The 13023-nt window shown below is 48.3% G+C and carries 14 protein-coding genes; 5 read left to right on the top strand and 9 right to left on the bottom strand.

The window, feature by feature from the left end; genetic code table 11:
• The first annotated feature begins 3 nt into the window (after positions 1-3).
• Positions 4-3156 carry an efflux RND transporter permease subunit gene (locus P2G85_RS03390; protein ID WP_275862711.1) on the top strand — a complete coding sequence of 1051 codons (3153 nt, stop codon included), beginning with the start codon at positions 4-6 and terminating at the stop codon, positions 3154-3156.
• 83 nt (positions 3157-3239) lie between these two features.
• Here P2G85_RS03390 and P2G85_RS03395 read toward each other — a convergent pair whose 3' ends face one another.
• Complete coding sequence (locus P2G85_RS03395) at positions 3240-5009, bottom strand: methyl-accepting chemotaxis protein (protein WP_275862712.1); 1770 nt, start codon at positions 5007-5009, stop codon at positions 3240-3242.
• 71 nt (positions 5010-5080) lie between these two features.
• On the bottom strand, positions 5081-5494 hold the full coding sequence (gene arfB, locus P2G85_RS03400; protein ID WP_275862713.1) for an alternative ribosome rescue aminoacyl-tRNA hydrolase ArfB: 414 nt from the start codon (positions 5492-5494) through the stop codon (positions 5081-5083).
• A gap of 69 nt (positions 5495-5563) precedes the next feature.
• On the opposite strand from arfB, the gene P2G85_RS03405 reads away from it, so the two are divergent.
• Positions 5564-6166, top strand: a complete 603-nt coding sequence (locus P2G85_RS03405) for a beta-phosphoglucomutase family hydrolase (RefSeq protein WP_275862714.1) — start codon at positions 5564-5566, stop codon at positions 6164-6166.
• A 40-nt stretch (positions 6167-6206) separates the two neighbouring features.
• On the opposite strand, the gene P2G85_RS03410 is transcribed toward P2G85_RS03405, so the two are convergent.
• Both P2G85_RS03410 and P2G85_RS03415 read right to left on the bottom strand, forming a co-directional pair.
• Positions 6207-6680 (bottom strand): FKBP-type peptidyl-prolyl cis-trans isomerase, encoded by a 474-nt coding sequence (locus tag P2G85_RS03410; protein ID WP_275862715.1) that lies wholly within the window; start codon positions 6678-6680, stop codon positions 6207-6209.
• Positions 6681-6694: 14 nt separating this feature from the next.
• Positions 6695-7327, bottom strand: coding sequence for a thiol:disulfide interchange protein DsbA/DsbL (locus P2G85_RS03415; RefSeq protein WP_275862716.1), 633 nt, complete (start codon positions 7325-7327; stop codon positions 6695-6697).
• Between the two features lie 221 nt (positions 7328-7548).
• On the opposite strand from P2G85_RS03415, the gene P2G85_RS03420 reads away from it, so the two are divergent.
• Entirely contained in the window at positions 7549-8169 is a 621-nt protein-coding gene (locus P2G85_RS03420; RefSeq protein WP_275862717.1) for an OmpA family protein, read from the top strand.
• 52 nt (positions 8170-8221) lie between these two features.
• Here P2G85_RS03420 and P2G85_RS03425 read toward each other — a convergent pair whose 3' ends face one another.
• The 4 genes from P2G85_RS03425 to P2G85_RS03440 form a co-directional block, all read right to left on the bottom strand.
• Positions 8222-8581: a glutaredoxin gene (locus P2G85_RS03425; protein ID WP_275862718.1), complete on the bottom strand. Its 360-nt coding sequence runs from the start codon at positions 8579-8581 to the stop codon at positions 8222-8224.
• A 117-nt stretch (positions 8582-8698) separates the two neighbouring features.
• Positions 8699-9241 carry a hypothetical protein gene (locus P2G85_RS03430; RefSeq protein WP_275862719.1) on the bottom strand — a complete coding sequence of 181 codons (543 nt, stop codon included), beginning with the start codon at positions 9239-9241 and terminating at the stop codon, positions 8699-8701.
• Positions 9228-9773 (bottom strand): YaeQ family protein, encoded by a 546-nt coding sequence (locus tag P2G85_RS03435; RefSeq protein ID WP_275862720.1) that lies wholly within the window; start codon positions 9771-9773, stop codon positions 9228-9230. The genes P2G85_RS03430 and P2G85_RS03435 overlap by 14 nt, the downstream gene beginning before the upstream one ends.
• A gap of 65 nt (positions 9774-9838) precedes the next feature.
• Positions 9839-10048 (bottom strand): cold-shock protein, encoded by a 210-nt coding sequence (locus P2G85_RS03440; protein WP_275862721.1) that lies wholly within the window; start codon positions 10046-10048, stop codon positions 9839-9841.
• Between the two features lie 369 nt (positions 10049-10417).
• Here P2G85_RS03440 and P2G85_RS03445 point away from each other — a divergent pair, with 369 nt between their 5' ends.
• Positions 10418-10717: a ribosome alternative rescue factor ArfA gene (locus P2G85_RS03445; protein WP_275862722.1), complete on the top strand. Its 300-nt coding sequence runs from the start codon at positions 10418-10420 to the stop codon at positions 10715-10717.
• Here P2G85_RS03445 and P2G85_RS03450 read toward each other — a convergent pair.
• The gene (locus tag P2G85_RS03450; protein ID WP_275862723.1) at positions 10693-11856 is read right to left on the bottom strand and encodes a threonine/serine exporter family protein; all 1164 of its coding nucleotides are present in this window, start codon (positions 11854-11856) and stop codon (positions 10693-10695) included. The genes P2G85_RS03445 and P2G85_RS03450 overlap by 25 nt on opposite strands.
• Positions 11857-12262: 406 nt before the next feature.
• On the opposite strand from P2G85_RS03450, the gene P2G85_RS03455 reads away from it, so the two are divergent.
• Positions 12263-13009: an outer membrane lipoprotein-sorting protein gene (locus P2G85_RS03455; protein ID WP_275862724.1), complete on the top strand. Its 747-nt coding sequence runs from the start codon at positions 12263-12265 to the stop codon at positions 13007-13009.
• Positions 13010-13023: the final 14 nt, after the last annotated feature.

Genomic DNA, 13023 nt, shown 5'->3' on the forward strand with positions numbered 1-13023 from the left:
GCCATGCTAAGTCGTTTCTTTATTCAAAGACCTAAGTTTGCCCTGGTGATCTCGATAATCCTCACGCTTGCCGGGATGATAGCGTTGTCGATTTTGCCAGTGGCTGAGTACCCGAAAATTAGCCCACCGTCGGTCAGTGTGACGGCTTTTTATACCGGAGCGAGTGCTGAGGTAGTGGAGCAAGCCATTGCCGATCCGATCGAGACATCGGTCAATGGGGTAGAAGACATGATTTATATGTCTTCAAAAAGTGCTAATGATGGCTCCTACAGCCTCAATATCACCTTTGATGTCGGCACCGATCCGGATATGGCACAAGTTAACGTGCAAAATCGGGTGTCGCAAATTGAGTCGAAGTTGCCTCAGGAAGTCCGTATGGTTGGGGTAACGGTGAAAAAGCGTTCACCAGACTTGTTGATGGTTCTGAACTTCTACTCGCCAGACGGCAGGTACGATGATCAGTTTCTTATCAACTACACCAACCTGAATGTTAAAGATCAGCTGGCCCGGGTAAAAGGTATCAGTGAAGTTAACGTGATCGGTGGTGGTGAATACGCGATGCGTGTGTGGCTGGATCCGGAAAAAATGGCCAACTTAAAACTGACTACCTCTGATGTCTATGCCGCGTTAGCAGAACAAAACGTGCAGGTTGCGGCGGGGCGTGTTGGTGCTGCGCCATACAGCAACCCGCAAGAAGTGCAGTTTAACCTGGTGACCAAAGGCCGCTTAGAGAGCGTCAGTGAATTTGAGAATGTCGTGCTGCGGGCCAACTCTGATGGCTCAAGCGTGTACCTGAAAGATGTGGCTCGCGTTGAGCTGGGGAAAAAGTTCTATGATGGCAATGGTCAGTTCCGTGGTCAGGATGCGTCGATTGTTGCCTTGTCTTTGCAATCAGATGCGAACGCACTGGAAAGCGGTCAGGCGGTGATGGCGTTACTGGAGAATCTGAGTCATGGTTTTCCGGAAGGTATGGCTTATGAAACCAGTTACGACACCACAGTATTTGTTGCAGAATCGATCAAAGGCGTTGTTAAGACGCTCATTGAAGCGATTTTATTGGTTATTGCGGTGACCTATCTGTTTTTAGGTAGTGCACGTGCCACACTGATCCCGGTGATCGCGATTCCGGTGTCTTTGATCGGTACTTTTGCCGTGATGCAGGTCACCGGTTTTACTATCAATACGGTGACGCTGTTTGGCCTGATCCTGGCGATTGGTATTGTAGTCGATGACGCGATTCTGGTGATCGAAAATGTTGATACCACCATGGCCAAAGATCCGACTATCTCTCCGCGCAAAGCAACCCTGATGGCGATGAAAGAGGTGACCGGGCCAATCATTACCTCGACGCTGGTTTTGCTGGCGGTATTCATTCCGGTTGCTATGTTGCCGGGGATTACTGGCATCATGTACCGCCAGTTTGCTTTGACGATTTGTATCGCGGTGGTGATTTCGTCAATTAACGCTTTAACTCTGTCTCCGGCGCTATGTTCATTGGTGCTGAAACAGGGGGGCGGTAATACCGCACGATGGTTCCGGGCATTTAACCGTGGCCTAGACCGAATTACTACGCGTTATGGTCAGGTAGCAGGCTTCTTGGTCAAAAAGTCACTCCTGTTGGTGGCATTCTATGTTATTGCCGTTGCGGCGGTAACATTTTTCGCCAAAACCACGTCAACCGCTTTTGTTCCGCAGGAAGATAAAGGCATCTTACTGGTTAATGTGCAGTTGCCGGACACGGCCTCACTGTCTCGTACTGAAGACGTGACCAATCAACTGATGACCCTGGTTGAACAGGAGCCGGGTGTTGATGGGGTCACGGTGGCGAATGGCTTTTCATTCATGACGGGAGCCGCCGCTTCCAACGGTGCCTCTTTGTTTATTAAATTGCATGACTGGGAAGTGCGCAACAGCCTTGACGGAGACCATTCAGCCAATGCGATTGCTCAGCGGATCAACGGTCGTGCAGCCATGACTTTACCTCAGGCGATGGTGTTTGCAATGGGGCCTCCCGCGGTTCCCGGCATGGGCGCAGCGTCTGGTTTTGAGTTCGTATTAGAAGATACCTTAGGCCGCAGCCGAACGGATCTCGCGATGGTAATGGGGGAAATGATTCAGGCGGCCAACCAGGCGCCGGAAATCGCTTACACCTTCAGCACCTTCCGTGCAGATGTGCCACATTACTATGTTGATATCGACCGTGAAAAGGCACAGCAGTTAGGCATCCCATTATCGTCGGTTTTCCAGACACTGCAGGGCAATTTAGGTTCGCTGTATGTGAATGACTTCACTATGTTTGGTAAAAACTTCCGGGTCACGATGCAGGCAGATGGTCATCACCGCAGCAGTATCGAAGATCTGGAACGTTTTCACGTCAGATCAACCAATGGTGAGATGATACCACTGAGTACCTTGGTCAGTTACGAGCAGGTATTTGAACCCGATGTGGCTTGGCGCTACAACATGTACCGCAGTGCCGTGATCCAGGGCCAGGCGGCGCCGGGTTACTCAAGTGGTGACGCGATCGCGGCCATGGAGCGTGTCGCAGCCGAGGTGCTGCCGCAAGGTTACACGTATGAGTGGACGGGGATGGCCTATCAGGAAGTGCTGGCAGGTAACCAGGCGATTTTTGCCTTTGCCTTGGCGTTGATCTTCATTTATCTGTTTATGGTCGCGCAGTATGAAAGCTGGAGTATTCCTTTGGCTATCATTCTCGTGGTGCCGGTCGCTACCCTTGGCTCGTTTTTGGCCTTAAATCTAACCGGGATGCCGCTTAATTTATATGCGCAAATTGGTTTGGTGCTGCTCATCGCGCTGGCGGCGAAAAACGCCATCCTGATCGTTGAATTTGCCAAACAGGAGCGTGAAGAAAAAGAGCTACCGATCGATGAGTCGGCAGTACAGGGGGGTAAGCTACGTTTTCGCGCGGTGAACATGACGTCCTGGTCATTTATCTTGGGGATATGCCCTCTGATTTTTGCTTCAGGAGCGGGCCATGTGAGCCAGAACTCGTTGGGGATTTCGTTGATCGGTGGTCTGTTATGCGTGTTGCTGGCCGGTACCTTCCTGATCCCGGGTTTCTACGCCATGATCCAGCGGAAGCGTGAAAAAGTGCATGGTGGTAACACCAAGCTGATCCCGTTAGATGATGTCTGATATCCGAGCGGTAGGTTAACGGTATAATAGCAAGCCCCAAATTAACATTTGGGGCTTGTGGTTTTTATAAATGGGGCATCAAATTAGGCTTTGCGTGTTTTGAACTGCGCAACGGCGTGATCCATATCGCTCGCTTGCGCAGAGACTGCGTCCACTTCCTGCAGACACTCTTGCGCCGACTGCATGTTGTTATCTGAAATGGTGTTTAGCTCGGTAATGGACTCACTGACCTGATTCATTACGATACCTTGCTCCTCAATAGCCGACGCGATGCGTTCAGAGTTGGCTTGAATAGAGTGCATATCAGAAATGATTTGCTGTAAGCTGGTATCCAGTTTTTCAGAGGCGCCTAAGGTTTGCTGGCCCTGCTCATTACACTGATCAATATCGGAGACTACAGTTGACATCTGTGATTGGATAGCCGATACCACGCGGGTAATTTCTTCGGTGGATTGATGGGTGCGGCTTGCCAGTGCGCGGACTTCATCCGCAACCACAGCAAACCCGCGTCCTTGCTCTCCGGCACGCGCGGCTTCAATTGCAGCGTTCAGTGCCAGCAAATTGGTCTGTTCGGCAATCTCTTGAATGATATTGACCGCACCGCCAATTTTCGCCACGTGTTCATTCAGTGAGCCGATCGATTGTTGGCTGTTTGATAAAATGCTGGTGAGTTCACCGACATTAGCGACTGTCGATTCGACTACTTCACGGCCATGTTCTGCGTTGTTTGAGGCTTGGTGTACGCCTTCGACGGCGACAGAAGTACTCTGGGAAATCTCAGCAATGGTAGCCACCATTTGTTGTACGGCGGTAGCCATCGAAGTGGTGTGATCTGCCTGGGTATGGAACTGGACAATGACACCTTCTAGTTCACGGTGCATATTGTTGGTGCTTGAAGTGAGCTGGGCAGATTTATCCTGGGTATCGTGAATGAGGTGTTCGAGTTTGTCGAGCAAATCGTTCAGGTGGTGGCCGATGTCAACCAACTCATCTTTGCCACTCATCGAGGAGCGAATGCTCATGTCGTTGGTGGCCCCTATTTCTCTGATGGTTGCCAGAAGCTGGCTGACACGCGTATTGATCGAGCGGGCGATTTGCCAGATCAGGGCAAAAATAATCAGTAACGTTACGCCAGTAACCGCTTGCTTAATGAGCGTCATTTGTTCTTCTCGCTCCATCATCGCCTGGGTAAGGGACTGGGAAAACGTCTTGAACTGTTCTTCAACCGTGTGTGACAGGATGCGGGTCTCACCCAGCAAGCCCTTATTGTAAGCCACGCCCATCTGTTGTTTTTGGCTGGCGAGCTGCTGAGCCCGGGCGAGTAGATCTGCGGCATCAAGACCGTTGAGCAGGGCAGCGTTGAACTGGCCCGCTCTTATTTGTTGATCAAACTCTATCAGGGCGACTAATTGATCGTGGTTTGCGGCTCCTTTAACCTTGGTTAACATTTGGTTGTAGGAGGCGAGAAGGCCTTTGTCTTCACTTAAGCCAAAACGCTGGTAAGCGGCCACTAAGGCCTGAAAGCCTTGCTGATAAGTGAGGAGATCCCGTTTAAACTGCTCGCTGGATGGCAGGTCATACGAAATTAGTAGTTTTGATAATGTCGTGTTGGTGCTTAAAAATTTCTCGACATTCTGGTCAAACTTGGTCAGGTACTTGGCGTTACTGCGGAGCAAAAAGTCTTTTTCATTGCGGCGCAGATTGAGGAGGCGGATCTCCAGATCACCCACCAGTTTTATCGCGTGGTGGAGGTCTTCAGACTGTTGTGCAAAATGTGATGAGACCCCCAACAGGGAAATAATGCCCAAAATGGCAATGATGCCAAGAGAGTACAGTTTATAGCGAATGGTCATACTGCTTGTCCTAAAAAATGGCTTACAAAACGAAACCTATGTTGATTTCTTATTAGCCGGATTCTAACGTCTTAAAATTGAATTTTTTGTCGCTGTTGCTTTTTCGCCGCGTGTTTGGTTTTCTTATCTAAACGACGGCGCTGAGATGCTTTAGTTGGTTTGGTGGTAATGCGTTTCTTCTGTTGATAGTTAACGGACTGAATCAGCGCCTGCAGACGCTGCAGGGCATCTTCTTTATTTTGCTCTTGTGTACGAAACTGCTGACCTTTTATCACAATTACCCCCTCTTTAGAGATTCGACCATCTGACAATGCAAGTAGTCTCTCTTTGTAGAACGGAGGCAGCGTTGAATGATGTATGTCAAAGCGCAAGTGTATTGCTGACGATACTTTATTGACGTTTTGTCCCCCGGAGCCCTGAGCTCGAATCGGGGTTAGTTGGATTTCCCAATCATTAATGGAAACAGTGTTTGAAATTTTCAGCATGCACGAAGCGCGTAACAGTAATGCGTTCGGTTAATCTATCATTTAACGGGTATTGAAAGAATTAATAATATGTCTAATTATGATTTAGCTCCATATAAAGGGCTGATTTTTGATATGGATGGTACGTTACTCGATACCATGCCGTCCCATTTGCTGGCCTGGCGCCGTACAGCAGAGCACTTCAATTTTCCATATCAACCGGAATGGTTGCACAGCTTGGGTGGAATGCCGAGCTACAAAATTGCAGGTGAAGTTAATCGCCGCCATAACCTGAAACTGGATCCCAAGGCGGTTTCACAGTTTAAAATGGCAGCTTTTGCCAGTATTGACTCACCGGGAGACAGCATCGCATGTACCAACCAGATCCTGGACCTGTTCCTTGGAGAAAAGAAGATTGCCGTCGGGACGGGCAGCCAGCGTGACAGCGCATGGCGGTTGTTAGAAAGTGCCGGAATCTTGTCCAAGTTAGATGCGATAGTCACTGCAACGGATGTAGAGAACCATAAACCCTGTCCTGATACTTTTTTGCTAGCGGCGGAAAAGCTGGGGCTTAAGGCTGAAGATTGCGTGGTTTTTGAAGATACTGAGCTGGGCAAGCAAGCGGCGCATGCAGCAGGTATGGATTGTCTGATGGTGGTAGAAGGGACGTTAGTGTTTCATCCTAAACCGTAAATAAAAACGCCGTGAGTGATCACGGCGTTTTACTTGGTCGTTATTGAATTTCAATTAATTCCACATCAAAGATAAGCACGCTCGCAGGTGGAATTGGCCCGGTACCGCCTTTGCCGTAGCCTAACGTGCTGGGTACGAACAGCCGGACTTTTTCACCTTCTACCATGTACTGCAGGCCTTCCTGCCAGCCTTTGATCACTTGGTTGAGGCCAAAAGAAATCGGCTCGCCACGGTTCACAGAGCTGTCAAACACAGTGCCGTCGATTAATGTGCCATGGTAATGGACTTTGACCTTGCTGGTTGCGGTAGGATGGACCGTACCGGTGCCTTTCTCCAACACCATGTATTGCAGGCCACTTTCTGTAGTCACAACCCCATCTTTTTTACCGTTTTCAATCAGAAATTGCTGGCCTTTAGCAAAGTTTTCATCGGCGACTTTGTGGTTGGTCCAGGTGCGATAGATAAAAAAGCCCGCAAGAATAAAAATAATGATGGGAAACAAAAATTTAGACACAGTTGCTCCTTGTGTTACTGAGGTAGTTCTAACAAGTAGTTGATGGTATCGGCCATTGCTTCTGCAGAGTCGTGGCCACTGGTGATCAAGCGATACTTGCCCTGGATGATCAAGGCTGGAACAGAGTTAATCTGTCCGTCGGTGGTCACTTGCTCGGCAGTACTCATGTATTTTAGCAGTACTTTTTGCTGGGATTGGTCTAACTCGTAAGGGCTGACTAACTGCCGTTTGGTAAACGCTAGCTCGATAGCGGCTTTACGCTCTTGTCCGGTTGCATCCGGGCCCATTTGCATCGCCGCAAACAGCTCCGCCATAAAGGCTTTGTCAGGCATACCATCTGATTGCATTACGGCAGTATAGAAGATAATCGCACTGATTTGCGCGCTTTCGTTAAACATGACATGGAGTTTGTCAAAAGATTGCCCGGTCATGGACTCGAGTTGGGGAATAACGTGTTCCATTTTACGGCAATGACCGCAAGTCAGAGAAAAAATTTCGGTGACCGGAGCTAAATCATATTTTTGTAGTGAAACGGGCAGCAACTCGTATTGTTTACCTTGCTGTGGCTGTTCATGTACGCTATCACAGGCGCTTAGCGCGAAAATGGCCGCAAACAGCGAAAGGCCTTTGCTGATGGTTTTGAGCATGGGAAAACCCGGTTAGGTTATTATTTTCATTAGTTTATCTATTTACTATTGGTACGGAAACCTATTTTGGCCCGGGTTGGGCTCTTGTTACATTTCTTGATCTGCTTTGGTGGTTTTTTCGCCACTTAGCCCGCGAGCTGGTTGTGGAACAGAAAAATAGCTAAAGCCAGATAAGTATTTGCCGATATTGTAAGCAGGTTTGGATTTTTCATGGTAGCGGTATGAGGCATTGGTTTTTACTTACGTGTGGTGTGTTATCTGGCTGTAGCACGCTTTCTTCCAGTCTGATGCTCAGCGATATGCTTGATGTTGCACCAAAAACAAATCAAGAGCTTAGACACCCCGAATGGGGAAAGGTACAGACATCTACGGTTCCTGTTCAGCGCTATGTCGCCAAGCCGGCAGCCAAATCGTTACCCGCTCAGCAAGATTCTTCACTGGAAATGTATCTCAACAGGCACCAAATTCCTTATGAGCGGCTTAATGGTGATCATGTGATGCTCCGACTCAAAGAGCAAATAAACTTCCAAACCGGCTCGGCAACGCTGGCCCCACAATCAAAAGATTGGATACGCAGTTTAAGTCACTATTTAGCCGGACGGCCAGATGTTGATGTTGTGATTGATGGCCACGCGGACAGCACAGGGAAAAATACTTTTAACGATCGCTTATCCGAACAACGGGCACGTGCGGTTGAGAAACAGGTGCTGGCGGCCGATCTGCCACGTGAACGGGTCTTCTCACGCGGATTTGGAGAGTATGTTCCAAGGTGCAGTAATAAGACGCAGACTGGTAAAGCGTGTAACCGCCGGGTTGAGCTGATGCTAATTGTCGAGAAGTAAAAAAAGGCACCATTGAGTGCCTTTTCATATCTGCCGGGGTTCTAGGGGGAACTTAGGCAAATTCTTTTTCGATGAAAGCGACGATGTCGGATGATTCATACATCCATTGCGTTTCACCATCTTTCTCTATCTGCAAGCAAGGCACCTTGATTTTTCCGCCGCCTTGTGCCAATTCTGCGCGGTGACTGGGATCATTTTTTGCGTCACGGAGCTCTATACTCACCGACTGGCGTTTCATTGCACGACGCACTTTTACGCAAAATGGGCAGGCTTCGAACTGATATAACGCATAGTGCCTGGCTTTTTCATCGACAGAGCGTTGTGCCGACGCTGAACGTTTAATTCCTTTTGGGGAGAATAGCGTGTTAAGCACCAGTATAATTTTTCCCAACATCCAACGGATAAACTTCATCGTGTTCCCTTGAGGTTTAGTCAATCTTCGTCCTGAGCTTTCAAGGTTGTTTTCGCTTACCGGACAGGCCAATAGCGTTAGTCTAACAATTGTTGCTATTATATAAAACCATGATTTTTATGAGGATAAATACCGTTTTAACCAGCCGAGTAACCCTTTGGGTGCCACTGGATTTGCCTGTTTACCCCAATAAAAACTTTGCATTAGCGCGCTGCGAAACTCGGCGATATCGGTTTGGGTAAGTATCAACTCGCGTTCTACGGTAGCGTGCGTTTGCATGGCGTGGTCGTGAGCAAGGCTAAAATCCATGTTCAGGTAGCCTTGGGTGTAGAGCCACAAATGAGTGATCACAACCAGATCGTCAAAAGCCTGGTTGCTAAACTTGTCGGCATGTTTGCTACCGAGGGTGTCTTTGAGGACTTCCCGCATATTTTGCGCCGGGCCAGCCTGGTTGCTGTAGTGAGCACTGGCTTCAATATGGGATTTGGTCAGTAGCCCGAGCAGGTGCGATGTGGTTGCGACACCGGGCTTGTTTTCACACACCTTCTGAAACAGGGGAGCCTGTGCTTCGACCCAGCGTTGTAAGGCCTCGCGGTGCCGCCCAACGTAGGGGATGGCCTCAAACTGCATCTCTGATACTATCTCGTTAAGAGACATCATGACTTTGCAGCTCCTTGACTATCACTTCGATATGGTGATCATTGATATCCACAAAGATGGAAGATCCGGATATCATTACTGATAGATTCGTTCCGCGCTCAAGGTGCTGGGAAATCTGATCAATCGCATCATAGTCAAACATAAAAACACTCACCGGCAGCATTGAAAATTTTCCGGCGACTTTCTCCCACCAAACCGTTGACTTGGCATTAAAGGCATAGACTTTGACGGTTTGCGCTAATCGGGTGGCCTTTTTGATTCGATCTGGCTCAGGCTCTCCGACCTCAAGCCAGTGTGTGATCTGTTGGTCATCCGCAATGTGCCACAAATCCGGCTCTTCGATGGTCGAGAGTCCCTTGGTGAACTCCAGCTCATCCTGTGCATTCAGGCAGTAGCCCAGTATTCGGGCCAGCATGCGTTGGGGCTTTTCTGAGGGGTGAAGGGCAATAGTTAAGTTTTTTGAATCATAGTAGTCTTGATTCATATCGGAGAGAGCGATGCGAAACTTATAAATGGTTGGTTTAAGAGCCATAATTAATTCCAGGCAAAAAAATAGCCAGCTATGAAAGCTGGCTATTATAATAATCTTTTAAAGTATTAAAGTACTTTGATTTGCTCTGCTTGAGGACCTTTTTGGCCTTGAGAGATAACAAACTCTACTTTCTGACCTTCAACAAGAGTACGGAAGCCGTCACCTTGGATTGCAGAGAAGTGAGCGAAAACGTCTGGGCCGTTTTCTTGTTGGATGAAGCCGAAGCCTTTAGTTTCGTTGAACCACTTAACTGTGCCAGTTGCAGTGTTAGACATGATTGTATCCTAATATCTAATTTTAAAGTAAATCTTTCGCCTTACAGGCGCTTATAGCGCGGAAAAATAAATTGCTATTGCGTACCACAGGACGGGGGATTTACGAGTAATCCAACGAAATGTGAAAACAAAGAACTTTCTTTCTAGCTGGCTAAGAGTCTAGGTTAAATTCAGATGGAGTCAACTACTATTCTGCTCTTAACTACAAATATTTGTTTTTAGTCACTCTTTACTGTGCGCTTATTTGAATATATTTCAAATAAATGTCGGAAAAAATAAGTTTTTGATGAAATAAATGAAACAAAGATGACAAGTTTGACTCTAAGTCGTGGTGATTGTCTGTTCTGGTTAGACCAATAAGGGGAGTTTATGACAAGTAAGCAACATCAACCTCAAGTTGATGAGTTGAGTCGTTCAACAGAGTTCGGCCGAGGGGAAATCAAAGATAATGCATTGAAAGCGGTTGTTACCAGTAAACTGTTCAGAGCCAGGGTGGTAAAAGCGAAGAAAGGCAAAGGCAGCTTTAACCGGAAGGCGAAGCATAAGGGCAAAGAGCCCTATTCAAAATTCTCAACAATGTGGATTTCGAATAGGGCTTTTTCTTTGCCGGTGGCCAGGGTTAATCTGAGCCTCTGCCAAGGGAGTCAGCGCTCGATTTGTGGTGAATAGAGTGAGTAGGCGGTAATTTGCCCGGTCACAATGGCAGAGAACATTAACAAGGCGGAGAGGCCAATACTCGGGATCGGCAAAATAGACTGCTCAAACACTGACTGACCGGCACTGATCAACACACGGCTTCCTGGGACCAGGATAATGATGCCCTGCACAATATAAATCGAACCCGTGAGCTCCATTTTTTTCGCCAGCCATGTTCCGTACAGGGTGATTAGTACCGTGGTCACCCAGGTTCCGACCACCCAGCCACTGTCGAAGCCAAGATAGAGCGGTCCCCACATCCCTAGCACGGCGACGGGCACACCTAACAGGATATCGACCAGGCGCGCATTGAAAATCACCCCAAGCGCGGCCGAAATGAGAAACAGGCCAAAAATGTGCATCCACGTTGGCACTTCGTTGGTGTAGGCAATCGAGAGAGCCTGCCCCCATATGGCTTCCCCAATGCTCAGCCCCATGGTGATCCCGATAAACAGTTTGATCAGAGTCAGGGCGCACTGCCCGAGCAAGCTGGTGCCAGAGACCAAATCATTAAACGCCAGGCACTCCAACGCATTGGCGATGGAAAGGCCCGGAACAAACAGGATCACAGAGGCGATACACAGTGCCCAGACCGGAATAGGTAACGAGGTACTGGATAAGTAGGCGACGATGATACCGGTTAACAGCGCGGCGATGAACTCTGCGGCAATGGCCCGTCTTGAGTGGCAGGCTTGTTGGCAAAGCCAGACTACCAAACCAAGTAAAAAGGATAAACCAATCGCTTCCAGAGTACTGCCCACCAACATCAGGTAGGCGGGAGGTATGCACATGTTCGCGAGTGCGGTTATCCATTTTGCGTAGCCCTTGGGTTCGGGGACAGGCTCGTGGCTGGGTTGATTGATACGGATGATGGTATTGGCCAGTAAACTAAGATTAATAGACGCCGGTTTGAGTCGTTTTAACACCACGGCATTGTCGTCATCCGGGAACTGGTAATTGATCGCGGTGGGTGTAGCCTGAATCATCACATCGACCCCATGTTTTTGCGCGTAGTATTGGGTGTACTTTTCGACCTTGTAAGGGGCACAGCCGGCGCGGTGGAGGGTATCTCCAATCTCGACAATTTTGTTGATTCGGTATTGAGTAGGCATAAGCAAAATGAGCAGAATAAAGTGCGCGTAAAGTAACAAAGGACATGGGCTTGATCGAACAAAAAAATAGCGAACTGTGCTATGGGTCAGGTGCGGGAATGACGTGCATGCCAGCGATGGTCTCTATCGTGATGTGCCTTCGTAACCTGAATACTTATGGCCTGTAGGGATCGGCCAAAAGCATGCTTTAACAATAACCCAAAACATGCGGATTTGATGGAGTAAATGGTTATGTAAGGGATGTTACCGAGAGCACCAAACGGGTGGTATTTACTGGGGTAAAACTCATTCGTCAATCGGTGAACTATGATCAATCTCGCGCTGTTTCAATCCGTTAGCTTGCTATACTGGTAGCATGAGCCTGCACAGTTGGTGGTAAGCGAAGTTGCGTAACGTGAGAAATGTAATGAAAAACCCGTTCCTGCTGTTGGTTGGATTAGTCTGCGCATTTGGTGTTGCGGCCGAAAGTGCCACAGACATAGTGAAAAAATCGGATGAAATGATGCGGGGCGAGTCCAGTTACTCTGAGTTGACCATGGCGATTATCCGTCCTGACTGGCAGCGTTCGATGACAATGAAAAGCTGGACAAAAGGTACCGATTTTTCGCTTGTCTTAGTCACCGCACCAGCAAAAGATAAAGGCAGCGCTTCACTCAAACGCGACAGGGAAATGTGGAACTGGGTGCCTAATATTGAACGCGTGATCAAAATCGCCCCGTCGATGCTGAGTCAGTCCTGGATGGGGTCTGATTTCACCAATGATGACCTGATCAATCAATCTTCTATTGTGGTCGATTATGAACACCGGATGGTGGGAGAAAATGCTTTTGAAGGCGACCCAGTATGGGTTATTGAAGCCCTGGCTAAGCCGGAGGCGCCGGTTGTTTGGAGTAAAGTGACATTGTGGATCTCACAAAGCACCTATTTGCAGCGTCAAATCGAGTTCTACGATGAGTTTGATGACCTGATCAATGTGATGACTACTCATGACATTCAGGTGCTGGGAGGGAGAAAACTGGCCACTCGAATGGAAATGCAACCGATAGATAAGCCGGGCAATAAAACCGTCTTGACTACTCACCAGGCACAGTTTGACTTCGATATTGGCGAAAGCTTTTTCTCGGTAGAGCAGATGAAACAGTTACGCGACTAACCACTCACACAGGG

This window comes from Vibrio sp. CAU 1672, from assembly GCF_029223195.1.
In the GTDB taxonomy this organism is placed as follows: Bacteria; Pseudomonadota; Gammaproteobacteria; order Enterobacterales; family Vibrionaceae; genus Vibrio.